The 24,806-nt window shown below is 72.3% G+C and carries 18 protein-coding genes; 11 read left to right on the forward strand and 7 right to left on the reverse strand.

The genetic code is table 11. The features are described from left to right. Position 1 precedes the first annotated feature (1 nt). Entirely contained in the window at positions 2-1,039 is a 1,038-nt protein-coding gene (locus ACRAKF_RS32455) for an AAA family ATPase (RefSeq protein ID WP_447041370.1), read from the forward strand. Beyond that, positions 1,029-5,366: an SAV_2336 N-terminal domain-related protein gene (locus ACRAKF_RS32460; RefSeq protein ID WP_447041372.1), complete on the forward strand. Its 4,338-nt coding sequence runs from the start codon at positions 1,029-1,031 to the stop codon at positions 5,364-5,366. The genes ACRAKF_RS32455 and ACRAKF_RS32460 overlap by 11 nt, the downstream gene beginning before the upstream one ends. Before the next feature lie 46 nt (positions 5,367-5,412). Here the strand turns inward: ACRAKF_RS32460 and ACRAKF_RS32465 are convergent, their stop codons facing one another. The 3 genes from ACRAKF_RS32465 to ACRAKF_RS32475 form a co-directional block, all read right to left on the reverse strand. Further along, positions 5,413-6,204, reverse strand: coding sequence for an aldo/keto reductase (locus ACRAKF_RS32465; RefSeq protein WP_447042280.1), 792 nt, complete (start codon positions 6,202-6,204; stop codon positions 5,413-5,415). A 187-nt stretch (positions 6,205-6,391) separates the two neighbouring features. Beyond that, positions 6,392-8,191 (reverse strand): AMP-dependent synthetase/ligase, encoded by a 1,800-nt coding sequence (locus tag ACRAKF_RS32470; protein WP_447041373.1) that lies wholly within the window; start codon positions 8,189-8,191, stop codon positions 6,392-6,394. Between the two features lie 312 nt (positions 8,192-8,503). After that, entirely contained in the window at positions 8,504-9,373 is an 870-nt protein-coding gene (locus ACRAKF_RS32475) for a LysR substrate-binding domain-containing protein (protein WP_447041375.1), read from the reverse strand. A gap of 129 nt (positions 9,374-9,502) precedes the next feature. On the opposite strand from ACRAKF_RS32475, the gene ACRAKF_RS32480 reads away from it, so the two are divergent. Then, complete coding sequence (locus ACRAKF_RS32480) at positions 9,503-10,555, forward strand: bile acid:sodium symporter family protein (protein ID WP_447041376.1); 1,053 nt, start codon at positions 9,503-9,505, stop codon at positions 10,553-10,555. Here ACRAKF_RS32480 and ACRAKF_RS32485 read toward each other — a convergent pair. The 3 genes from ACRAKF_RS32485 to fdhD form a co-directional block, all read right to left on the reverse strand. Then, entirely contained in the window at positions 10,491-11,744 is a 1,254-nt protein-coding gene (locus ACRAKF_RS32485) for a DUF4185 domain-containing protein (protein WP_447041378.1), read from the reverse strand. The genes ACRAKF_RS32480 and ACRAKF_RS32485 overlap by 65 nt on opposite strands. A 10-nt stretch (positions 11,745-11,754) precedes the next feature. After that, the gene (locus ACRAKF_RS32490) at positions 11,755-13,650 is read right to left on the reverse strand and encodes an exo-alpha-sialidase (protein WP_447041379.1); all 1,896 of its coding nucleotides are present in this window, start codon (positions 13,648-13,650) and stop codon (positions 11,755-11,757) included. Positions 13,651-13,851: 201 nt separating this feature from the next. Then, positions 13,852-14,700, reverse strand: coding sequence for a formate dehydrogenase accessory sulfurtransferase FdhD (gene fdhD / locus ACRAKF_RS32495; RefSeq protein WP_447041381.1), 849 nt, complete (start codon positions 14,698-14,700; stop codon positions 13,852-13,854). Between the two features lie 273 nt (positions 14,701-14,973). Here fdhD and ACRAKF_RS32500 point away from each other — a divergent pair, with 273 nt between their 5' ends. After that, positions 14,974-15,921, forward strand: a complete 948-nt coding sequence (locus ACRAKF_RS32500; RefSeq protein ID WP_447041382.1) for a beta-ketoacyl-ACP synthase III — start codon at positions 14,974-14,976, stop codon at positions 15,919-15,921. Positions 15,922-15,934: 13 nt separating this feature from the next. Here the strand turns inward: ACRAKF_RS32500 and ACRAKF_RS32505 are convergent, their stop codons facing one another. Next, complete coding sequence (locus ACRAKF_RS32505) at positions 15,935-16,360, reverse strand: PaaI family thioesterase (protein ID WP_447041383.1); 426 nt, start codon at positions 16,358-16,360, stop codon at positions 15,935-15,937. Between the two features lie 123 nt (positions 16,361-16,483). On the opposite strand from ACRAKF_RS32505, the gene ACRAKF_RS32510 reads away from it, so the two are divergent. From ACRAKF_RS32510 to ACRAKF_RS32540, 7 genes are all read left to right on the forward strand, one after another. Further along, positions 16,484-17,080, forward strand: coding sequence for a GNAT family N-acetyltransferase (locus ACRAKF_RS32510; protein WP_447041384.1), 597 nt, complete (start codon positions 16,484-16,486; stop codon positions 17,078-17,080). Between the two features lie 210 nt (positions 17,081-17,290). Then, positions 17,291-18,472, forward strand: a complete 1,182-nt coding sequence (locus ACRAKF_RS32515) for an ROK family protein (RefSeq protein ID WP_447041386.1) — start codon at positions 17,291-17,293, stop codon at positions 18,470-18,472. Positions 18,473-18,671: 199 nt separating this feature from the next. Next, entirely contained in the window at positions 18,672-20,189 is a 1,518-nt protein-coding gene (locus ACRAKF_RS32520; RefSeq protein ID WP_447041388.1) for a sugar ABC transporter ATP-binding protein, read from the forward strand. Next, complete coding sequence (locus ACRAKF_RS32525) at positions 20,186-21,205, forward strand: ABC transporter permease (RefSeq protein WP_447041390.1); 1,020 nt, start codon at positions 20,186-20,188, stop codon at positions 21,203-21,205. The genes ACRAKF_RS32520 and ACRAKF_RS32525 overlap by 4 nt, the downstream gene beginning before the upstream one ends. Positions 21,206-21,221: 16 nt before the next feature. After that, on the forward strand, positions 21,222-22,262 hold the full coding sequence (locus ACRAKF_RS32530; RefSeq protein ID WP_447041391.1) for a substrate-binding domain-containing protein: 1,041 nt from the start codon (positions 21,222-21,224) through the stop codon (positions 22,260-22,262). Positions 22,263-22,310: 48 nt separating this feature from the next. Next, positions 22,311-23,537: a Gfo/Idh/MocA family protein gene (locus ACRAKF_RS32535; protein WP_447041393.1), complete on the forward strand. Its 1,227-nt coding sequence runs from the start codon at positions 22,311-22,313 to the stop codon at positions 23,535-23,537. A 93-nt stretch (positions 23,538-23,630) separates the two neighbouring features. Beyond that, on the forward strand, positions 23,631-24,635 hold the full coding sequence (locus tag ACRAKF_RS32540; RefSeq protein ID WP_447041394.1) for a sugar phosphate isomerase/epimerase family protein: 1,005 nt from the start codon (positions 23,631-23,633) through the stop codon (positions 24,633-24,635). The last annotated feature ends 171 nt before the right edge of the window (positions 24,636-24,806 follow it).

Consider the following 24,806-nt stretch of genomic DNA (forward strand, 5'->3'; position numbering starts at 1 on the left):
GATGGCTCCACGGCCCGACTGGCAGATCTACACGGGAAGCCGTGTCCCGCACGACGGCGTCGCTCGCCTGCCCGACCCGCCGCCGTGGCGCACCTTCACCGGAGGCCCGCCCCTGCGCACCCCGCCCGGCGACTCAGGCAACCAGCACGCGGCAGCCAGCTACCACCCCTCCGCCGACGCCGTCCGGCAGGTCAACGCGGCGCTCTACCTGCGCAGGCCGCTCCTGGTCACCGGAGCCCCCGGCACCGGCAAGTCGTCCCTCGCGTACGCCGTGGCGCACGAGCTGGGCCTCGGCAAGGTCCTGCACTGGCCGATCACCAGCCGCGTCACCCTCCGCGACGGCCTCTACGAGTACGACCCCCTGACCCGCCTGTACGCCGCCGAACGCGCACGCCACGACGGCGGCGGGCCCGCGGGCGACGACATCGGTGACTACCTGCGCCTCGGCCCGCTCGGCACGGCCCTGCTGCCGTACGAGCGCCCCCGCGTCCTGCTCGTGGACGAGATCGACAAGAGCGACATCGACCTGCCCAACGACCTGCTCACCGTCTTCGAGAAGGGATCGTACGAACTGGTCGAGCTCGCCCGGCGCGCGGAGCCGACCGCCAGGGTCATGACGGCCGACAGCACCACCGACCGCGTGGAGATCCGGGACGGCACGGTCACCTGCCGTGCCTTCCCGCTCGTCGTCATGACGAGCAACGGCGAGCGCGAGTTCCCCCCGGCGTTCCTGCGGCGGTGCGTGACGGTGGACCTGAAGCAGCCCGGGAGCGTCGCGGAGCTGACCGCGATCGTCCGCGAACACCTCGGCCCGTTGATCGGCGAGGAGAACGGCGAACTCCCCGCGGGCGCCCGGGACGTCATCGACCGCTTCTTCGAGCGGCGCGGCAGCGGACTGCTCGCCAACGACCAGCTCCTCAACGCCGTCTACATGCGCCATCACGCCTCGTTCAGCGAACGGCCCGAGGACGTGGACGCGCTGGCCGACCAGGTGATGCCGTACCTGAGCAGCGAAGCGACACGCACCGATGGCGATTGACCGGCTGCGCGACGCCCTGGACGCCCTGGGGCCGCCGGTCACGCCGCTGGAGCTGGCGGAGATGCTGTGGCTGGCCGAGCACCTGCCCGCGGGCGACGGAGCCGGAGCGGCGACGGCAGGGGGCCGGGGCCGGGGCGACCGGCCGACAGGGCCCGGTGCCGCCACGGGAGCGGGTGCCCCCAAGCGCGCGGAGGGGGCCGGAACACCCGCGGGCGACCGGCCGCCCGACGAGGCGGTGCGCGCGGAGGCGGAGGAGGGCGCGACCCCGCGCCGGGGCGCCCGGCGCGGCACTCTGCACGTGCCCCGCGGCGCGCCGCAGCCCGGCTCCGACGCCGACGACGTCCTCGTCCCCGCCCCGCAGGCACTCCACCACGAACTGGCGATCCAGCGCGCCCTGCGCCCGCTCAAGCGGCGGGTACCCGACCCGCGCCGCCGCACGCTCGACGAGCGGGCCACGGCCGAACGCGCCGCCCGTACCTCCGGACCGCGCGCCTGGGCGCCCGTCATGGTGCCCGCCACCGACCGCCTCCTCAGCCTGGCCCTGGTCGCCGACACCGGCCCCTCGATGACGGTGTGGCGCCCCCTCGTCCGTGAACTGCGCGAGGCCATGCAGCGCACCGGCGCCTTCCGTGACGTCCGCGTATGGCGGCTGACCGACCTGGGCCCGCGCGTCGGCGTACGGTCCTCGCCCGGCGGCCCCGCGATGGACCCGGCGGCCCTGGTCGACCCGACCGGACGCCAGGTCACGCTGGTCCTCAGCGACTGTTCGGGCCCGCACTGGTGGGGTGGCAGAGCGGCGCGCGCCCTGCACCTGTGGGCGAGCCGCGGCCCGACGGCGATCCTCCAGCCGCTGCCCGAACGCCTCTGGCGCCGCACCGCCGCCCCAGCCGTCCCCGGCAGGGCGATCGGCTGCCGTCCCGGCGCGCCCAACACCGTGCTGCGCTTCGTCCCGCACGACGGCCGGGCCAGGCTGCCCGCGCCGGACGCGGTGCCCGTGCCCGTCCTGGAGATCGCCCCCGACTGGCTGGCCGACTGGGCGGGCCTGGTCACGGCCTCCGGCGACCACCACAGGGACACGGCCGTCACCTACGTCGGTGCCGCCCCGCCGCGACGGGACCGCCCGTTCGCGGACGAGGCCGACGTGCCGATCACGGAACGCGTCCTGCGCTTCCAGGAGGCGGCCTCCCCCACGGCGGCGGACCTGGCGGCGCACGTCGCGCTCTCGGTGCCCGCGCTGCCGGTGATGCGGCTGATCCAGCAGCGCGTCACCCCGGGTTCCCGCCCCAGCGACCTGGCCGAGGTCCTGCTGAGCGGCCTGCTCCAGCCCCTCGACACGGAGCGCGGCCTGTACGACTTCGTGCCGGGCGCGCGAGGCGCCCTCCTGGAGACCCTGCCCCGCCCCGAATCGCTGGCGGTCGCCGAACTGCTCTCCGGGCTCGGCGCGGAGATCGAGGGCAGAACCGGCTCGGCGACCCGGGCGTTCCGTGCGGTGGCACGCGTGACGGAGGGCACGGGAGCCCACGGCCTCGGCCCGGCGGGCCAACCGTTCGCGCTGGTCAGCGAGGAGGCGTTGGAGCTGCTGCGGGGGCGGGCGATGCGGGTGGCGCAGCGGCCCGCCGGGCCTTCCGGCGAGGCCGGGTCCTTTGGCGCGGCCGGGCCGCGGGCGCCCGTGCCCCCGGAAGCGGTGTCCGCCGAGCCGGGGCTCGTCCAGTTCGATCAGCCGCACGTGGTGGACGCCCCGCCGACGCTGAACAACGTGCCCAGACCGCAGTTCTTCGTCGGCAGGGAGCACGAACTGCGGCGCCTCGACCACACGTTGCTGTCCTCGTTCACTCCGGCCGAGCCCCCCGGGACGATGGTCGTCCACGGCGAGGCAGGTATGGGCAAGACGACGTTGGCGGCCGAGTGGGCGGCCGGTGTGGCCGTCGGCGACGTGCACAGCCCGGTGTGGTGGGTGGCGGCGTACTCGCCCGCGTCGATCGTCAAGAGCCTCTCCGACCTCACACGCGCCCTCCAGCCCTCCGTGCCCGACTTCCTCGCGGCGGAGGGGCGCTGGGAGTGGGCGCTCCAGTGGCTGAGCGTGCACCAGGGCTGGGTCCTGGTCTTCGACGACGTGCGTGAGCCCGCCGATGTGCGCGTCCTGCTGTCCCGGCTCGGCAGGGGCGGTTCCGTACTGATCACCAGCCGGGAGGCCAAGGGGTGGGACGGCATCGCCACGCCGATGAAGCTGCGGGTGCCCGAACTGCCCGAAGCCGTCGACATGCTGAACCGGCGGGCGGGCAGAGCCCAGCGAGGGGCGGACGCGCTCTGCATGCAACTGGGCAGACTGCCGCTGGCCGTGGCCAGGGCGGCCACGTACATCGCCGACACCGGCGCCGACATCGCCCAGTACCGGGCCCACCTCGTGCGGCAACAGGAAGCGGAGGAGGACCACACCGGCGCGAGCGGCCCCGACGACTCCATCGCCCAGCGCCTGCGCGCCGCCGCGGCCTCCCCCGGGGCCGGGTGGCTCATCCTGGTCCTCGCCTGGTTCGGCCGGCAGCCCGTTCCCCGGGACCTGCTGGCCACGGCGGGGCCGCGCGAGACCGGCGTGCCGCACACTTCGGAGCATCTGTCCTATCTGGCAGCCTGCGACCTGCTCCGCGTGGACGGCGACACCGTGATCCTCAAGGACGGGGTGGCAGCCGTCGCGCGCACACCGGACGACAGCCCGTCCGTGCGCGCCCTCGACGACATCGACGAAGCACGGCACACGGCGGCCCGCTGCCTCGGCCGGGCGCTCCCCGCCGCTACGGCAGGACCGGGCGACTGGCCCCGTTGGCGGGAACTGCTGCCCCATGTCGACGCGCTCTTCGAGCACGCCCCGGCCACGCGGGACGACCAGCACGTGGTGGACCTCCTGGACCGCACGGCACAGTTCCTCCTCGGCCAGGGCGAGGTGCTCAAGAGCGTCGCGTTCCTGCGGCGCGCCGTGAGCGGCCTGGAGCGGCTGCACGGAGCACAGGCGCCGGAGACGCTCGCGGCCGCCGCCCGGCTCGCGGAGGCGTACCTCGCGGACGGCAAGCCCGACCTGGCGATCGCGACGTACACCAGCACCCTGGAGCCGGCGAGCACGACGGGCCCGTCCGCGGCCGGGCCCGGGTACGTGGAGCGACGCGTGGGGCTCGCGGGTGCCTACCAGGCGGCGGGGGACGTGGTCCGCGCGGTGCGGGAGATGGAGGACGTGTGCCGCCTCCTGGACCACGGCCCGGGCGTCGACCGCCCCAGGACCCTGTGGGCTCGCAGACGGCTCGCAGGCGCGTACCAGGCGGCGGGGGACTGGGACCGGGCGATCAGGACGTACGAGCAGACGCTCGCCGCCCACCAACGCGTGCACGGACACGACTCACCGCACACGCTCGCCCTGCGCGGCGACCTGGCCGGTGCCTACCAGGCGGCGGGTGACCCCGCGCGGGCCATCGACGAGCTGGAGCGGATGGCGGCCGGCTGCCGCCGGGCCCTGGGCGCGGACCACCCCCTCACCCTCGCGGCCCTGTCCGGCCTTGCCGGGGTCCACGAGAGCCAGGGCTCGCTCGACCAGGCGATCGGCCTCCACGAAGACGCCCTGGGGCTCAGCATCCGGGCGCTCGGCACGGCGCATCCCGAGACGACACGCCTGCGCGAGAGGCTCGCGCACGCGTGCGTGGCGAACGGCAGCCCGAAGCGGGCCGTCCCGCTCGGCGAGGAAGTGCTCACCATGAAGGGCGAGACGCTGGGCCAGGCCCACCCCGAAACGCTCCGCGCGGCCGCGTCCCTGGCCGACATGTACCGCCGCGCGGGCGCCCGCGACAAGGCGCTCGTCCTGTACGAACGGACGCTGACCGAGCGCCTCAGGGTGCTGGGCCCCTCGCACGCCGAGACCCGGCGCTCCTACGACGAACTCACCCGGACGCTGTGCGAGGCCGGACGACCGCGCAGGGCCATCCCGCTCATCGAGCAGACGCTGGACGAGCGCGTGAGCACCCTGGGGGACGCGCACCCGGAGAGCGTCCGCACGCGGGGCACGCTCGCCGACGCCTACCGGCAGGCCGGGCAGCCCGCGGAGGCCGCCGTACTGCACCACGCCACGCTCGCCGACCTGAAACGCTCCCTGGGCGAGGACCACATCCGCACCTACCGGGCCCGCGCGGAGCTCGCGCACGCCCTGGCCGCCGCCGACGACATGGACGGCGCCATCCGCCAACTGCGCAGGGCGATCCACGGTCTGGCCAGGGAACTCGGCGACGACGCGGCCGAGACCGCCGCCGCCCGCACGGAACTGGCCCGGTGGCAGGAGCACCGCTCCTGACCCACCGGGCCGCTCCCTATGCCACGACGGCTTCTGCCACGACGGCTTACGCCAGGTCGAACGCCGCCGGGTCGGGACCCAGCCGGCGGTTCTCGTTCAGGGCGGAGATCGCCGCCATGTCCTCCGGGTCCAGCTCGAAGCCGAAGACGTCGATGTTCTCCTTGATCCGGGACGGCGTCACGGACTTGGGGATCACGACGTTGCCGAGCTGGATGTGCCAGCGCAGCACGGTCTGGGCGGGAGTGCGCCCGTGCTTGCGGGCGATCGCGACGATCGCCGGGACCTCCAGGAGCCCCTTGCCCTGGCCGAGCGGCGACCACGCCTCGGTGGCGATGCCCTGCTCGGCGTGGTACTCGCGGGACGAGCGCTGCTGGAGGTGCGGGTGGAGCTCGATCTGGTTGACGGCGGGGATGACCGACGTCTCCGAGATCAGCTGCTCCAGGTGCTCGGGCAGGAAGTTCGAGACACCGATGGACTTGGCGCGGCCGTCGGCCCGGATCTTCTCGAACGCCTTGTACGTGTCGATCGCGAGGCCCTTGGACGGCAGGGGCCAGTGGATCAGGTACAGGTCCACGTAGTCGAGGCCGAGCTTCTCCAGCGAGCTGTCGAAGGCGCGCAGCGTCGAGTCGTAGCCCTGGTCGCTGTTCCAGAGCTTCGTGGTGACGAACAGTTCCTCACGGGGCACCGCGGAGGCGGCGATGGCCTTGCCCGTGCCCGTCTCGTTCTCGTAGACGGCCGCGGTGTCGATGCTGCGGTACCCGGCCTCCAGGGCCGCCGTGACCGCGGTCTCGGCCTCGTCGTCCGGCACCTGCCAGACACCGAAACCGAGCTGAGGCATCTCGACGCCGTTGTTCAGGATGATCGGGGGGACCTTGCTCACGAGCTCTCGATCCTTAGGTTCGGCGGGTGTAGTACTTCCATGGTCAACGATCAGTGGCAATGTCGCATTCCTGAGCGGGGCCACACATTCCACTTTCCTGTGCCCCGGTTCCGCCGGGGCATGAGTGGCATATCGGGCACTCGGCCTAGCTGCGGTACAGTGCCGCGATCTCCGACTCGTACGCCGTCTCTATCGCCTTGCGCTTGAGCTTCAGGGACGGTGTGAGCAGGCCGTGCTCCTCGCTGAACTGGTGAGCCAGTATCCGGAACGTCCGGATCGATTCGGCCTGGGAGACGAGGGTGTTGGCGGCGACCACGGCCCGGCGCACCTCGGTCTCCAGGTCCGCGTCGCGCACCAGCTCCCCGGCCGGCAGCATCGGCTTGCGGCGCATGGTCATCCAGTGCTCCACGGCCTCGGCGTCCAGCGTGACGAGGGCGGCGATGTAGGGGCGGTCGTTGCCGACGACGATGCACTGGGCGACCAGCGGGTGGTCGCGCACCCGCTCCTCCAGCCGGGCCGGCGAGACGCTCTTGCCGCCGGACGTCACCAGGATCTCCTTCTTGCGCCCGGTGATCGTGAGGTAGCCGTCCTCGTCGAGCGCGCCCAGGTCGCCGGTGGCGAGCCAGCCGTCGTGCAGGCTCGCGTCGGTGGCCTGGGGGTCGTTGAGGTAGCCCTGGAAGATGTTGCCGCCGTGCAGCCAGACCTCGCCGTCGCCCGCGATGTGCACGGCCGTGCCGGGAATGGCCTGGCCGACCGTGCCGTACCGGGTGCGCTCGGGCGGGTTGGCGGTCGCGGCCGCCGAGGACTCGGTGAGCCCGTACCCCTCGTAGATCGTCACGCCCGCGCCCGCGAAGAACAGGCCGAGCCTGCGGTCCATGCCCGAACCGCCCGACATCGCGTGCCGCACCCGGCCGCCCATCGCCTCGCGCACCTTGGAGTAGACGAGCTTGTCGAAGAGCTGGTGCTGCATGCGCAGCGCGGCCGAGGGCCCGGGGCCCGTGCCGAAGGCCTTGGCCTCCAACGCGTCGGCGTACCGCACGGCACAGTCGACGGCCTTGTCGAACGCGCCCGCCCTGCCGTCCCTCTCCGCCTTGCGCCGCGCCGCGTTGAAGACCTTCTCGAAGATGTACGGCACGGCCAGGATGAACGAAGGCCGGAACGCCGCGAGGTCGGGCAGGAGCGCCGCCGCGTTGAGGTTCGGCTGGTGGCCCATCCTGACCCGGCCGCGCACCGCCGCGATCTGCACCATGCGGCCGAAGACGTGGGCGAGGGGCAGGAAGAGCAGTGTGGTCGCCTCGTCGCCCCGCTTGGAGTGGAAGACCGGCTCCCAGCGTCCGACCATCACGTCCGCCTCGAACATGAAGTTGGCGTGGGAGATCAGGCAGCCCTTGGGGCGGCCGGTGGTGCCCGAGGTGTAGATGATCGTGGCGATGGTGTCGGGTGTGACGGCGCGCCGGTGGCGGTGCACCACCTCGTCGTCGATGTCGCGGCCCGCGGCGGTCAGCTCACCGACGGCGTCGGCGTCGAGCTGCCAGAGCCTGCGAAGCCGGGGCAGCCGGTCGACGACCGAGCCGATCGTCATCGCGTGGTCCTCGTGCTCCACCATCGCGGCCGTGACCTGCGCGTCATGCAGCATCCAGAGGACCTGCTCGGCCGAGGACGTCGGGTAGACGGGCACGACTTGGGCGCCGATGGCCCAGAGCGCGAAGTCGAAGAGCGTCCACTCGTAGCGGGTGCGGGACATGATGGCGACGCGGTCCCCGAACCGGACGCCCTGGGCGATCAGCCCCTTGGCCAGGGCGAGCACCTCGTCACGGAACCGGGCCGAGGTGACGTCGGTCCACCGCCCGTCGGTCTTGCGGCCGAACGCGATGCGCAGCGGATCCTCGACGGCATGGTCGAACACGGCGTCGGCGAGGCCGCCCACCAGCGGCGCCGATGCCATCGGAGGATTCGAGAACTCGCGCAATGATGCTCCTTGTGGCGCTCCGCACAGCGCCGTGACCGTACCCCACGGCGAGCGCCGCCGGGAGGGGGGTACCGACCCCCCGGTATGGACCATCGGTACAGGTCAGCCGGTCAAAATCGGGCCACAAGGGGAAGGCGGGGACAGAATACTTACGCTGGAGTAAGTTTCCCGATCCGTAATCTCCACCGAATCTGTACGCGGACGTCACGGCCGCGGGCGAATCTGTACGGGCCGGTCACGGCCCCGTATCCGCGGTCCTTGCGCTGAGCCGCCGTGTCGGAGCCTGTGTCAGCGCCGTGCCCTGTGCAGGCGGTCGCCGCCCGCCAGGATGGCCGCCTCCAGCGCGGCGGCGGCGCTCTGCGCGTCCGCCCGGCGTTCGCCGTGCAGCAGCACGAAGTCGACCGGGCCGAGCTCCGGCAGGCCCGCCCGGTCGGGCACGGGGACCAGGCCCGGCGGGATCAGGCCGCGTGAGTGGGCCATGACGCCGAGGCCCGCGCGGGCCGCCGCCACCAGGCCGTTGAGGCTGCCGCTCGTGCAGGCCACGCGCCACGCACGGCCACGCCGCTCCAGCGCCTCGAAGGCGAGGGCGCGGGTGATGCCGGGCGGCGGGTAGACGATCAGCGGGACCGGGCGCTCGGGGTCCAGGCGCAGCCGCTCGGAACCGATCCAGACCAGGTCGTCCTGCCAGACCAGCTCCCCGCGCGGGTCCTCAGGACGCCGCTTGGCGAGCACCAGGTCCAGCTTGCCCGCGTCCAGCCGCTCGTGGAGCGTGCCGGAGAGCTCGACGGTCAGCTCCAGATCGACGTCGGGATGGTCGTGCCGGAAGGTCTCCAGGATGTCGGTGAGCCGCGTCAGGACGAAGTCCTCCGAGGCCCCGAACCGCAGCCGCCCGCCGAGCCGCGTCCTGGCGAAGAACGCCGCCGCCTGCTCGTGCGCCGCGAGAATCCGGCGGGCGAACCCGAGCATCGCCTCGCCGTCCTCGGTCAGCTCCACGGAGTGCGTGTCCCGCGTGAACAGCGGCCGGCCCGTGGCGTCCTCCAGGCGGCGCACATGCTGGCTCACGGTGGACTGCCGCAGGCCCAGGCGCCGGGCGGCCTGCGTGAAGCTCAGCGTCTGGGCGACCGCGAGAAACGTGCGGAGCTGCGAGGGGTCGTACACACCGACAACCCTAACGCCGCCCATCACGAAACGTGATGGCAGTCAGAGCGGTATACGGGATTCCCGATGTGCCTGGTCAGAGGGACCATGGAGAGGACACGTACCGCGCAGGGGAGCAGTGAGACAACCGTGAAACGCCCGAAGTGGCCGTCCTGGATGCCGGTCGACCCCTACATCGCGGCGCTGCTCGCGACCGTGGGGCTCGCCGCCCTCCTCCCCGCGCGCGGCACGGGCGCCGACATCGCGTCCGGGGCGTCCACCACGGCCGTCTCGTTCCTGTTCTTCCTCTACGGTGCGCGGCTCTCCACCCGTGAGGCGCTCGACGGGCTCAAGCACTGGCGGCTGCACCTCACGGTCCTCGCCTGTACGTTCGCCGTCTTCCCGCTGCTCGGCCTCGCGGGCAGGGGGCTCGTACCGTGGGTCCTCACCCCCGCCCTCTACAGCGGCTTCCTCTTCCTCACCCTGGTGCCCTCGACGATCCAGTCGTCCATCGCCTTCACCTCCCTGGCCCGCGGCAACGTCCCCGCGGCGATCTGCGCGGGCTCCTTCTCCTCGCTGGCCGGCATCGTGCTGACCCCGCTGCTCGCGGCGGCGCTGCTCGGCGACAGCGGCGGCGGTTTCTCGGCGGACTCGGTCGTGAAGATCGTGCTGCAACTGCTCGTGCCGTTCGTCGCGGGACAACTGCTGCGCCGCTGGATCGGCGGCTTCCTCACCCGGCACAAGAAGGTCCTCGGATACGTCGACCGAGGGTCGATCCTGCTCGTCGTCTACAGCGCGTTCAGCGAGGGCATGGTGCAGGGCATCTGGCACCAGGTGACCCCGTGGCGGCTGCTCGCGCTGCTCGGTGTCGAAGCGGTGCTGCTCGCCGCGATGCTGGCGCTGACCTGGTACGGGGCCAAGCGGCTCGGCTTCGGCCGGGGCGACCGCATCGCCATCCAGTTCGCCGGTTCGAAGAAGTCCCTCGCGGCGGGGCTGCCCATGGCGACCGTGCTGTTCGGCGCCGACGCCTCCCTCGCCGTGCTGCCGCTGATGCTCTTCCACCAGATGCAGCTCATGGTCTGCGCGGTCATCGCCAAGCGCCGCTCGCACGACACGCCGGAGCCCGGCCGTGAGTCCGTCAGCGGCGCTCGGTCAGCCGGAGCGTCACGAACCGCGGCCGGTACAGCGACACGTTCCGGTTGATGTTCGCCTGGGCGCTCGCGGGCACCGGGTCGAGCCAGTTGACGTCGTAGCTCAGCACCACCCGCCCGTCCCCGCCGAGCGCCGGATGGGCCTGCGGGTTGTAGGCGGCCGTGTCCTTCTCGGCCGCGCCGTCCTTCGGCAGGGGTGCCTCGAAAGCCTTGGCGGGGCCGTGCCAGGGCCCGGTGGGGGAGCAGGCCCAGTACGACGTGACGGTGGTCAGGCCCTCCGTGCCGGCGGCCATCGTGAACAGCACGTACGTACCCTTCTCGCGCACCACGGTGAAGGCGCTGCCCACCCCCTTGTCCCTGCCGTTGCCGAGAACCGGCCGTGAGGCGCCCGCACGGCCCCACTCCTCGCCGTCCCAGTACTCCCACGCCGAGGCGTCGGCGAGCCTGCCGTGCGGGACGCGCGCCAGGTGGGCGTGGGAGGTGGGGCGCGAGGCCGCCTGCGCGTCCGTGCCGCCGAAGACGTACGTCCAGCCGTCGTCGTCGACGGTGGTGGTGCCGTACAGGACCCGCTTCTCCGGGTCCGCCGTCCCCTGCTGGTCGGAGACCTTCACGATGGACTCCACGCGCAGGTCGGGCAGGGAGAGCGTGGCGACCTCGGTGGCCATCGGCACGCCGTAGATCCAGGGTCCCTGGCTCGCCATCCGGCTCCACAGTAGGACGCGCACGACCTTCTCGTCCGCGTCCGGCGACCGCGGCTCGACACGTGCCGCCACCGGCCAGCGCCACTGCTGGGGGGCCGGGTCGGGGAAGAGCGGGGCGGCGAGGGTGCGCCGCAGGGTGCCGGAACGGTTCATGACCACGGCCGAGTTGCGGACCATGGGGGCGCTGGTGTCCCGCCAGGTGTGGGGCTGGCCCGCCGGATTGGGCGGGGCGTGCACCTGGCCGAGGAAGGTGTCGGAGAACAGCCACAGGACGCGCCCGTCGGGGAGCCGCACCGAGTGGGTGCCGTCGCCGCCGGTCCAGTCGTCGGTGCGCGTCCTGTCGTCGCCGTAGCGCGCGAACTCCCCGGTGACCCCGTCGTCGGCCGACCAGGCGCCGACGGTACGGGGCCGGCACGCCGCGGCGCCCTGCCGGTCGTCTTCCGGCAGGGCGATGAGCAGGGCGGCCGCGCAGGCCAGGACGAGCAGCAGGACCAGCCAGATCCCGCGGCCCGTCCGGCCGGAGCGCTCATGGACGGACACTCCCGGGACGTTAGTTGCTGCCGTGCACGCGGTCCATGGGGAGTCTGACGACGGTGTCCCGTGTCACAGGGGTGCCACCGGTGCCCAGGGAGGCCACTTCGGGGTCGCTCAAGGCCCGTCCGTACAGCCGGACTTCGTCGATGGCGCCGGTGAAGTGGGCGCGGCTGTCGAGCCGCTGGCCGATGTGGATGCCGAAGGGGGAGGTGCGGCTGACGGAGCCGGGGACATCGGCGACGGTGGTGGGAGCCCCGTCGAGGAACAGCGTCAGGCGCCCGTCACCCGCCGTCCTCTCCCGGCGCAGCACGAGGTGATGCCACTGACCGTCGTTGTACGCGCTCGTCGTGCGCACCGAGGCGGACTTCGGCGGGGTGGCGCCCTCCCGCGTGGTCATCAGGCCGGTGATCCGGTTGCTCGCGGGCTCGCCGCGCAGCCACACCTGCGGCTGGTTGTTCCCTATGCCGCCCATCCACAGCAGCGGCTGTTCACCACTGGCCGCGGAGTAGCGGAACCACAGGGAGGCGGTGAAGTCACCCGATCCGCGCGGCAGCCGGGCGCGGAAGGGCAGCCGGACCGCGTCGTCCGTGCCGTCGAAGGCGAGCGCTCCGCCGAACCGTCCCGCGGTCTCACGGGCGCCGCCCAGCACGGCCGCGGCACGGGCACCCGGCGCGCGGTCGGTCGTGGTGGGGTCGGGGCCCCGGCGCGGCTTCAGCCAGTCCTCGGTGAAGCGCGCGAAGCGGATCTCGTCGCGCGCGTCGACCGCGCCGCCCTCGTACATCAGGCCCACGTGTCCGCGGTCGGCGAGCACCATGTCGGAGTAGCCCGACCAGTCGGTGGTCACCGTCGTGCCCCGGTCGACGCTGTCCCAGGTGCGGCCGCCGTCGTAGGAGGAGCGGATCTGCATGGTGCGGCGGCGGTCGGGGTCGCCCGGGCAGGCGAGCAGCATCCGTCCGCCGAAGCGCAGCACGGACCCCTGCACCTGAGGCGTGTAGAGGTCGGGAATCGCCCGGAAGGGCGCGGCGAAGGAGTCCCCGCCGTCGCGGCTCACCGCGTGGCTGCGGTGCCCCAGGTCCGTGCCGTCCTGCTCACGCGCGCTGACGTAGAGGGCCCCGTCGGGCCGCTCGGTGAGCGTCATCTCCGAGGGCTTCTGACGGAACGTGCCGTCGGCGGCGACCGGATACGAGTCCTTGGCGCCGACCTTCCAGTGGTCGCCGCCGTCGTCGCTGACGATCAGCGCGGCGTGGTTGGCGGAGATGCGGCCGCCGTCGTACGACTCCGCGTTGACGGCGAAGGCCAGTCGTCCCGCGTGCCGGCCGCGGGTGAGCTGGATGCCGTGGACGGGGCCTGTCGCGTACCAGGAGTTCCACTCCTTCGGCAGGATCTCGTCGCTCAGGTCACGCGGACGGGACCAGGTGCGGCCGTCGTCGTCGCTGTACTGGAGGTGAGGTGTCCGGTCGCACGGTATGTCGCAGTTCCCGGCGTCCGTGCGGCCGGTGTTGTACGTCTCGGCGAGCAGGACGCGGCCGCTCTCGCGGTCCACGACCGGCGCGGGGTTGCCGTGCGTGTCGCCCGCGCCCTCGTTGATCACCTGGAGCGGCCCCCAGGTGCGGCCGCCGTCGTGCGACCGCTTGAGGACGAGGTCTATGTCGCCCGCGTCCCCGCAGTTGTTCACCCGCCCCTCGGCGAAGGCGAGCAGGGTGCCCTTGACCGTCCGTACGACGGCGGGGATGCGGAAGCAGGCGTAGCCGGGGTCCTGGGAGGCCTTGAACAGCACCTGCTGCTCGAAGGCGGGCGCCCGCTCGGCGGCCTGCGTGGCGGGCGCCGGGAGCAGGGCGCCGACGGCGACGGCGGTCAGGGCGGCGGTGGCGGGGCGGAACGGTCTGAGACGTAAACGGAGACGTGATGGCATGGTGCGGCCCGCCTTTCGTGGCGACGGCGACGGCGACTCATGGCGATGACGATGCGGGGAGACAGGACATCCTGACATCCCACGTCCGATGTCCGCGCCACCGACGCTACTGGGGTCCCCGTGCGCCCCACAAGAAGCGCGCGTCAGCGGAATCGGCGCAACCCGTTCGGCCGAGGCCGCACGGCGGGAGAGCGGCGGGGATCAGCCCTGGGCGGCCGCGGCGCGCAGGGCGACGCGGTGCTCGCCCGCGTACACGTTCATGGAGGAGCCCCGGAGGAAGCCGACCAGGGTGAGGCCGCTCTCGGCGGCCAGGTCGACGGCGAGCGACGACGGCGCGGAGACGGCGGCGAGGACCGGAATGCCCGCCATCACCGCCTTCTGGGCGAGCTCGAAGGAGGCGCGCCCGGAGACGAGGAGGACGGAGCGCGACAGCGGGAGCCGCCCGTCCTGGAGCGCCCGCCCGACGAGCTTGTCGACGGCGTTGTGCCGCCCCACGTCCTCCCGGATGTCGAGCAGTTCGCCCTCCTCGGAGAAGAGCGCCGCCGCGTGCAGGCCCCCGGTCCGCTCGAAGACCCGCTGGGACTCGCGCAGCCGGTCGGGCAGGCTCGCGAGCACGTCGACACCGAGCAGGACCGGCGGAGTGTCGGCGATCGGGAAGCGGGCCGTGGTGCGGACCGCGTCCAGGCTCGCCTTGCCGCACAGACCACAGGAGGAGGTCGTGTACACGTTGCGTTCGAGCGTGATGTCGGGGAGCACGACGTCCGGGGCGGTCCGCACGTCCACGACGTTGTACGTGTTGACGCCGTCGGCACTCGCCCCGGCGCAGTAGACGATCGACCGGAGGTCGTCTGCCGCGCCGAGCACACCCTCGCTGACCAGGAACCCGGCGGCGAGCGCGAAGTCGTCGCCCGGTGTGCGCATGGTGATGGCGAGCGGCTTGCCGTTCAGCCGGATCTCCAGGGGCTCCTCGGCGACGAGGGTGTCGGGCCGCTCGGAGACGTGCCCCTCGCGGATCCGGATGACCTTGCGGCGCTCGGTGACTCGTCCCATGGCTTGATCAGTCCCGGTTCTGTACGTGCTGGTAGCCGAAGCGGCCCTTGACGCAGAGATTGTCCTGCACGGGGAGCCACGCCCGCAGCCGGCCATGGGTCACTCCCCGTACGGGATCGCACACGCGTGCACCCGCCTCTTCGGAGGGTTATCAGCTCATGAGAAGCATCCAAAGCGAACGCGGCTTTCCTGTCGCTTTACCTGCACCCTTACTCGTCAGTCGCTGGCCAGACTGGAAGGTCCCGCATCTCCGGCAACAAGGGGGACCCGTCCATGCACGGCTCACGCATCGCCGCCGTCGGCCACTATCAGCCCGCCAGAGTCCTCACCAACGAGGAACTCGCAGGTCTGGTCGACACGAGCGACGAGTGGATCCGCTCCCGGGTGGGCATCCGCACCCGTCACATCGCGGGCCCCGAGGAGCCGGTCGACGAGCTGGCGGCGCACGCCGGCGGCAAGGCCCTGGCCGCCGCGGGACTGACCGCCGACGCGATCGACCTGGTGCTCGTCGCCACCTCCACGGCGATCGACCGCTCGCCCAACATGGCCGCCCGGGTCTCCGCCCGCCTCGGCATCCCGTCGCCCTGCGCCATGGACGTCAACGTCGTGTGCGCCGGCTTCACCCACGCCCTCGCCACCGCCGACCACACCGTACGGGCGGGTGCCGCGACCCGCGCCCTGGTCATCGGCGCGGACAAGATGTCCGAGGTCACGGACTGGACGGACCGCACGACCTGCGTACTGACCGGCGACGGCGCGGGCGCCGTCGTCGTCGAGGCGTGCCGGCCCGGCGAGGAGCCCGGCATCGGCCCCGTCCTGTGGGGCTCGGTGCCCGAGATGGGCAACGCCGTACGCATCGAGGGCACCCCGCCCCGCTTCGCCCAGGAGGGGCAGAGCGTCTACCGCTGGGCGACCACCCGGCTGCCGCCGCTCGCCCGCGAGGCCTGCGAGCGCGCCGGGCTCACCCCCGCCGACCTGGCCGGAGTCGTCCTGCACCAGGCCAACCTGCGGATCATCCAGCCGCTCGCCGAGCGCATCGGCGCGACGCACGCCGTCATCGCGCGCGACGTCATCGAGTCCGGCAACACCTCGGCGGCGAGCATCCCGATGGCCCTGTCGAAGCTGGTCGAGCGGGGAGAGCTGCGCTCCGGCGACCCCGTCCTGCTCTTCGGCTTCGGCGGGAACCTCTCGTACGCGGGGCAGGTCGTGCGCTGCCCGTAGCGTGGCCGCGCGCCTACTTGCTCCTGGCCGCGAGGACCGCCTGCGTCTGCGTGGTCTGCCCGGCGAGCCGCCCCTGATCGTCGTACACCTCCGTCTGTACGACGATGAAGGAGCCGCCGATGTGCAGCGGCCGGGCCACCGCGCGGGCCGTCCCGGAGCGCACGGCGCGCAGGAAGTTCGTCTTGGACTCGATCGTCGAGGTGATCGCGCCGTCGGGGAGGTTGAGGTACGCGCAGACCGCGCCGACCGTGTCCGTCAGCGACATCACCGCGCCGCCGTGCAGCACACCACCCGCGGTGCACAGCTCCGCGGACCACGGCAGGGTGCCCTCCACCCGCTCGGGCCCCGCCTCGTCGAAGGTGATGCCGAGGTGCCCGGCGAAGGGGACGACGGAAAGCAGTTGGGCACGGAGGTCGTTCTGCGGCAGGGTGTCCGACATGGGGTGACCTTCCACTGGGGGGCGTGGCGGATTGGGGGGCGTGGCGGAGCACCATCGTGCGGCACCGCCCCCGGAGGCGTCGATTACCCCGGAGGTAAGCCGTCGCGAGATCCGGAGACAGACATGACCGCCGACCACCTTGTACGTCCCGCGCGGCCGGGAGACCTGCCGGTGGCCGTGGACACCCTGGCCAAGGCCTTCGCCGACTACTCCTTCACGCGGCACGTCGTCGCGGCCGAGGGTCACCAGGAGCGGGTGCGCCGCTTGCAGGAGCTGTTCCTGACCCGGATCGGCATGGAGTACGGGCGGGTCTGGGTGGCGGACGCGGGCCGGGCCGTCGCCGTGTGGACCACCCCGGAGCGCGATCCCGGGCCCGGCTTCGCCGAGATCGGGCCGCGGATCGGTGAACTCGCCGGGGACCGCGCGGCCTTCTTCGAGTCGGCCGAGCGCGCGCTGGAGCCCTTCCGTCCGACGCGCCCCGCGTGGTTCCTCGCCACGGTCGGGGTCAACCCCTGGGCGCAGGGGCAGGGGCTCGGCGGCGCGGTGATCAGGCCCGGCCTCGAAGCCGCAGACCGGGCGGGCCACCCGGCCTTCCTGGAGACCTCCACCGAGCGCAACGTGCGGTTCTACGAGCGGCTCGGCTTCGCCGTCACCGCGGAGGTGACGCTGCCGGAGGGCGGCCCGAGGACCTGGTGCATGCAGAGGGAGCCGGTCGGCTGAGCCCTCGGTAACGGAGGCCCGCGACTCCTTTGTCCTGTGACTGGAGAAAGTCGTGGCTAATTCGCGCTCAAGTTCTTCCCACTCTCGGCAGGCACTGCTACGTTCCCCTCGAAAGCCTGAAGGAAGCCCGAAGACGGCGGATCGCGTACCGACCGCCGGAGGGCACCGGCATGGGAAGCCCGAAGAGGCGGGGAGGGGCGCGTGAGACGTATGACGGCTCGACCCGCCAACGGTCACCAGGCGCGGCTGCTCAGACTTCTGCGTGACGGGGGTCCCAACTCCCGTGCGCAACTGGGTGATCAGGTCGACCTCTCGCGGTCCAAACTGGCCGTCGAGGTCGACCGGCTCCTGGAGACCGGCCTCGTGGTGGCCGACGGGCTCGCCGCCTCGCGCGGCGGCCGCCGCTCCCACAACATCCGCCTGGCCCCGGCCCTCCGCTTCCTCGGCGTGGACATCGGCGCGACCTCGGTCGACGTCGCGGTCACCAACGCGGAGCTTGAGGTCCTCGGCCACATCAACCAGCCCATGGACGTGCGGGAGGGCCCGGTCGCGGTCTTCGAGCAGGTCCTCGCCATGGCGGCCAAGCTGAAGGCCTCCGGGCTCGCGGAAGGGTTCGACGGCGCCGGGATCGGCGTCCCCGGGCCCGTCCGCTTCCCCGAAGGCGTGCCGGTCGCGCCGCCGATCATGCCGGGCTGGGACGGCTTTCCCGTACGGGAGGCCCTCAGCCAGGACCTCGGCTGCCCCGTCATGGTCGACAACGACGTGAACCTCATGGCGATGGGGGAGCAGCACGCGGGCGTGGCCCGTTCCGTGGGCGACTTCCTCTGCGTCAAGATCGGCACCGGCATCGGCTGCGGCATCGTCGTCGGCGGTGAGGTCTACCGCGGTACGACGGGCAGCGCCGGCGACATCGGCCACATCCAGGCCGAGCCGGAAGGACGCCCTTGCGCCTGCGGCAACCGGGGCTGCCTGGAGGCCTACTTCAGCGGCGCGGCGCTCGCCCGCGACGCCGAGGAGGCGGCCAGGGAGGGGCGTTCCGCGGAGCTCGCCATGCGGCTCGACGCGACCGGGCGGCTCAGCGCCGTCGACGTCGCGGCGGCCGCCGCCGCGGGCGACCCCACCGCCCTCGACCTCATCCGCGAGGGCGGCAACCGCACCGGCCAGGTCATCGCCGGCCTGGTCAGCTTCTTCAACCCCGGCCTCGTGGTGATCGGCGGCGGTGTGACCGGACTCGGCCACACGCTGCTCGCCGCGATCCGCACCCAGGTCTACCGCCAGTCGCTGCCCCTGGCGACCGGCAACCTCCCGATCGTCCTCGGTGAGCTCGGACCCACCGCCGGAGTCATCGGCGGCGCCCGGCTCATCAGCGACCACCTGTTCTCACCGGCCTGACCGGTACGCACCTCACGTACGGCACGCACGAACACGTCACCCAGCACAGCGCCCTGCCTCGCCCTGCCCCGCCCCGCCCGAATTCACCCGGCTCCGCCGGTCCCGCCCCGCTGAAGGCGCACCGCGCCCCGCCTCGCTTCAGCCTGCCCTCAATCCGCCCTGCCCTGCCCTGCTGCGGCCGCCGCCGATGGGAACCGTCATGGCACCAGAACCACCGCTGCTCACCATGTCCGGCATCACCAAGTCGTTCCCCGGCGTCCGCGCGCTCGACGGCGTCGACCTCCAGGTCCAGGCCGGGGAAGTGCACTGCCTCCTGGGCCAGAACGGCGCCGGGAAGTCCACGCTCATCAAGGTCCTCGCCGGCGCCCACCAGCCCGACGGCGGCGAGATCACCTGGCGCGGCGAACGCGCCACGCTCAAGTCGCCGATCGCCGCCATGCGCCTGGGCATCGCCACCATCTACCAGGAACTCGACCTGGTGGAGCACCTGTCCGTGGCCGAGAACGTCCACCTCGGGCACGAGCCGACCGCCGCGGGCTTCGTCGTCCGCGGACGCGAGGCCAAGGCGTCAACGGCCGCACTGCTCAAGCGACTCGGGCACGGCGAGATCGAACCCGGGCGGCTCGTCGGCGAGCTCTCCGCCGCCCAGCAGCAGATCGTCTCGATGGCCCGCGCGCTCTCCCACGAGGTGCGTCTCATCGTCATGGACGAGCCGTCCGCCGCCCTCGACCCGGACGAGGTCGACAACCTCTTCCGCATCGTCGGCGATCTCACCGCTGACGGCGTCGCCGTCGTCTACATCTCGCACCGCCTGGAGGAGATCCGCCGCATCGGCGACCGCGTCACCGTCCTCAAGGACGGGCGCGCCGTGGCGGGCGGCCTGCCCGCGAAGGAGACGCCCACCAGGGACCTCGTGGCACTGATGACGGGCCGCAACCTCGAATACGTCTTCCCCGACCGCCCGACCGAACCACCCACCGCGGAACCGGTGCTGACGCTACGGGGACTCACCCGCCGCGGCGAGTTCGAACCGCTCGACCTCGATCTGCGCCCCGGCGAGATCGTCGGCCTCGCCGGACTCGTCGGCTCCGGACGCTCCGAGATCCTGGAGACGATCTACGGGGCCCGCAGGGCGAGCGCCGGGCAGGTGAGCGTGGGCGGTGAAACGCTGCGCCCCGGCAGCGTCCGCGCCGCCGTCCGCGCGGGGCTCGGCCTCGCGCCCGAGGAGCGCAAGGCGCAGGCCCTGCTCATGCTGGAGTCCGTCACGCGCAACGTGTCGGTCTCCTCCATGTCCCGCTTCTCGCGCGGCGGCTGGATCGACCGGGGCGCGGAGCTGCGCGCCGCGCGCGCCGCCACCCGCGAGCTGTCGCTCCGCCCCGACCAGCCCCACGTCCCCGTGCGCACCCTCTCCGGCGGCAACCAGCAGAAGGCGGTACTCGCCCGCTGGCTGCTCCGCGGCTGCCGCGTCCTGCTGCTCGACGAGCCCACCCGCGGCGTCGACGTCGGCGCCCGCGCCGAGCTGTACGCGGTGATCCGCCGGCTCGCCGACGAGGGCCTCGCCGTACTCCTCGTCTCCAGCGAGGTGCCCGAGGTGCTCGGCCTCGCCGACCGCGTCCTCGTCCTGCGCGAAGGCCGCGTCGTGCACCGCGCACCCGCCCGTGACCTCGATGAACACCGTGTACTCGACCTCGTCCTCGAAGGGAGCCCGGCGTCATGACCCAGTCCGCCCCGGCGGCCGAGGCCGCCGACCGCAAGCCCGCCCCGGCCGACGGCGGCAGCCCCTGGCGCGCCACACTGGCCCGTGCCGACGTGCGCACGCTCTCGCTGCTCGGCGTGCTCGCCGTACTGATCCTGATCGGCGGTGTCACCCAGCCCGACTCGTTCCTCGACACCGACAACCTCCAACTGGTCCTCACCCAGGCGTCCGTCATCGGCATCGTCACCGTCGGCATGACCTTCGTGATCATCTCCGGCGGCATCGACCTGTCCGTCGGCGCGATCGTCGCCCTCGCCTCCGTGTGGGCCACCACCGTCGCCACCCAGGAGTACGGCTTCGCCGGCATCCTCTTCACCGCCGTCGTCGTCGGCATGGGGTGCGGTCTGGTCAACGGTGTGCTCATCGCGTACGGCGGGATAGTGCCGTTCATCGCCACCCTCGCCATGCTGGCGTCGGGCCGCGGTCTCGCCCTTCAGATCACCGACGGCAAGACGCAGATGGTCACCGTCGACGGGGTGCTCGAACTCGGCGAGCGCGAGTCCTACATCCTCGGCATACCGCCGCTCGTCATGGTCTTCGCCGCCGTCACCGTCGTCGGCTGGCTGCTGCTCAACCGCACCACCTTCGGGCGGCGTTCCGTCGCGGTGGGCGGCAACGCGGAGGCGGCGCGCCTGGCCGGCATCGACGTGCGCAGGCAGCGGCTCTACCTGTACCTGCTCTCCGGGCTCTGCTGCGGCATCGCGGCGTTCCTGCTGATCATCCTCGCCGGTTCGGGACAGAACACCAACGGCAACCTCTACGAACTCGACGCCATCGCCGCCGCGATCATCGGCGGGACCCTGCTCAGCGGCGGCCGGGGCACCATCGTCGGCTCCGTGCTCGGCGTGCTGATCTTCACCACGATCACCAACATCTTCGCGCTCAACAACCTGGAGACCGCGACCCAGCAGATCGCCAAGGGCGCGATCATCGTCGCCGCGGTGCTCGTCCAACGACGTACGGCCAACCATCACTGAGCTGAGGGGTTCACTCATGCCATCCAACACGAGCCGCAGAGGTCTCCTGTTCGGAGCCGCCGCACTGTCCTCCGGAGCCCTGCTCGCGGGATGCACCAGCAACGAGCCGGAGAACGAGGGCTCGGACGACAAGGACCAGCAGGTCGCCGACGACAAGCCGGGCAAGAAGGTCACCGTCGGCTTCGCGGGCCCGCAGGCCGACCACGGCTGGCTCAACGCGATCAACGACCAGGCCAAGAAGCGGGCGGAGAAGTACTCCGACGTCACCCTGGAGGCCACCGAGGGCTCCAACGACACCGCCGCCCAGATCGGCCAGGTCGAGACGCTCATCAACAAGAAGGTCGACGTCCTGGTCATCCTTCCGGCCGACGGCAAGGCGCTCACCCAGGTCGGCCTCAAGGCGATGAAGGCCGGCATCCCCGTCGTCAACCTGGACCGCGTCTTCGCGTCCCCGCAGGCCTACCGCTGCTGGATCGGCGGCGACAACTACGGGATGGGCCTCAGCGCCGGTCACTACATCGGCGAGAAGCTGAAGGACAAGAAGAACGCGCGCGTGGTGGAGCTCGCCGGGCTCGACAACCTCGAACTCACCAAGCAGCGCTCCAAGGGCTTCGACGACGCCCTGAAGAACTACTCGAACATCGAGAAGGTCGCCCGGCAGGCCGCCGACTTCACCGTCGAGTCGGGCCAGTCGAAGATGTCCCAGCTCCTCCAGGCGCAGAAGAACTTCGACGCCCTGTGGAACCACGACGACGACCAGGGCGTGGGCGCCCTGCGCGCCATCAAGCAGGCAGGGCGCGACGACTTCCTGATGGTCGGCGGGGCCGGCGCGCTCTCCGCCTTCCAGGCCATCGAGTCCGACAACAGCGTCCTGAAGGCCACCGTCCTCTACCCGCCCACCATGGCCGCGTCCGCGATCGACCTCGCGCGCGCCCTCGGGCAGAGCAAGGGGATCAGCGGCATGGCGGAGTTCGAGATCCCGTCCTTCGTCACGTGCTACTCGGCCGTCGTGGACAAGGAGAACGTCGGCCAGTACATGTCCACCGGCTTCAAGTGATACGCGCGTCCGCACCCCCCACCGAGCGTCGATCAGGAGGATTACCGCATGCGTGAGCGCGATTCGCGTGGTTCCGAGCAGGGCGAGCCCGACCCCGGGGCGGGGAAGCGGCCACTGGGCGTGGGCATGGTCGGATACGCCTTCATGGGCGCCGCCCACTCCCAGGGCTGGCGCACCGTGGGGCGCGTCTTCGACCTGCCGGTCGAACCGGCGCTCGCGGCGGTCTGCGGCCGGGACGCCGACGCCGTCCGCGCCGCCGCCGACCGGCTCGGCTGGGCCGCCGCCGAGACCGACTGGCGGGCCCTGATAGCCAGGGACGACGTCGACATCGTCGACATCTGCACCCCCGGTGACAGCCACGCGGAGATCGCCATAGCCGCGCTCGACGCGGGCAAACACGTGCTCTGCGAGAAGCCCCTGGCCAACACCGTCGACGAGGCCGAGGCCATGGTCGAAGCCGCCGAGCGGGCCCGTGCGCGGGGGCAGGTGGCGATGGTCGGCTTCAACTACCGCCGGGTGCCCGCCCTCGCCCTCGCCCGGCGGATGGTCGCCGAGGGGCGGCTCGGCGCGCTGCGCCACGTACGCATGACCTACCTCCAGGACTGGCTGGTCGACCCGGAGTTCCCGCTCACCTGGCGGCTCCGCAAGGACCGCGCGGGGTCCGGGGCGCTCGGCGACCTGGGCGCGCACATCGTCGACCTGGCGCAGTACCTGGCGGGGGAGCGGGTGGCGGGGGTATCCGCGCTCACCGAGACCTTCGTACGCGAGCGGCCGCTGCTCGACGGGGCGTCCAGTGGTCTCACCGCGGCCGGGGGCGCGCGGCGCGGCACGGTCACGGTCGACGACGCGGCGGTCTTCACCGGCCGGTTCCCCTCCGGGGCGCTCGCCAGTTTCGAGGCGACGCGCTTCGCCGCGGGCCGCAAGAACGCGCTGCGGCTCGAACTGAACGGCTCCGAGGGCTCGCTCGCCTTCGACCTGGAGCGCCTGAACGAGCTCTCCTTCCACGACCACACCGAGCCCGCCGTCTCCTCCGGCTTCCGCCGCATCCTGGTGACCGAGCCGGAACACCCCTACGTGGAGGCCTGGTGGCCGCCGGGGCACGGCCTCGGCTACGAGCACACCTTCGTGCACCAGGCCCGTGACCTGCTGCTCGCCATCGCCACGGGGGCGCGGACCGAACCGTCCTTCGCCGACGGGCTCTCCGTGCAGCGGGTCCTCGCGGCGGTCGAGGAGAGCGCGGCGAAGAACTCCGTGTACACGAAGGTGCCGGTCTGACGGCCGGCCTGCCCCCCTTGCTCGTCCCTTTGCCCCATCCCGTCTGCGTCCCGTCTGCGTTCCGCCTGTTTCCCGCCCGAGGAGGCCCCGGTCATGCCCCGTAGGTTCACGCTCTTCACCGGTCAGTGGGCCGATCTGCCGCTCGAAGAGGTGTGCGGGCTCGCCCGCGACTTCGGTTACGACGGACTCGAACTCGCCTGCTGGGGCGACCACTTCGAGGTTGACAAGGCGCTCGCCGATCCCGCCTATCTGAAGGGGCGGCACGCACTGCTCGACAAGTACGGGCTCAAGTGCTGGGCGATCTCCAACCACCTCGTCGGTCAGGCCGTCTGTGACGCGATCATCGACGAGCGGCACCAGGCGATCCTGCCCGCCCGCATCTGGGGCGACGGCGACGCGGAGGGCGTGCGGCAGCGGGCCGCCGCCGAGATCGAGGACACGGCACGGGCGGCTGCCGCCTTCGGCGTCGACACCGTCGTCGGCTTCACGGGATCCTCGATCTGGCATCTGGTCGCGATGTTCCCGCCGGCCCCCGAATCCATGATCGAACGGGGCTACGAGGACTTCGCCGAGCGCTGGAACCCGATCCTGGACGTCTTTGACGCGCAAGGCGTCCGGTTCGCCCACGAGGTGCATCCCTCCGAGATCGCATACGACTACTGGACCACCCACAAGGCCCTGGAGGCGGTCAACCACCGCGCCGCCTTCGGCCTCAACTTCGATCCCTCGCACTTCGTCTGGCAGGACCTCGACCCGGTCGGGTTCCTGTACGACTTCCGCGACCGCATCTACCACGTCGACTGCAAGGAGGCCCGGCGCCGCCTGGACGGCCGCAACGGCCGCCTCGGCTCCCACCTCCCGTGGGGCGACCCGCGGCGCGGCTGGGACTTCGTGTCGGCCGGACACGGGGACGTGCCGTGGGAGGACGTCTTCCGCATGCTGCGCTCCATCGCGTACGAGGGCCCGGTCTCGGTGGAGTGGGAGGACGCGGGCATGGACCGCCTCCAGGGCGCCCCCGAGGCCCTCAAGCGCCTCAAGGCGTACGACTTCGAGGCACCGACGGCGTCGTTCGACGCCGCGTTCGGCGGCTCCGACTGACTTACCCGAAGGCTGTTTGTCCAGTGACGGGAAAAAGTTCAACTTCAATGCCGCGCAAGGGCTTTCCGCCCGGGACGAACGTGGCTACCGTCCCTGAGGTGTACAGGACACGCACTGACCGGGGTGACGGCGCACCCCGGCGCACGGCGCAAGCACCCGCGTACGACCGTC

This window comes from Streptomyces sp. DSM 118878 (genome assembly GCF_052936595.1).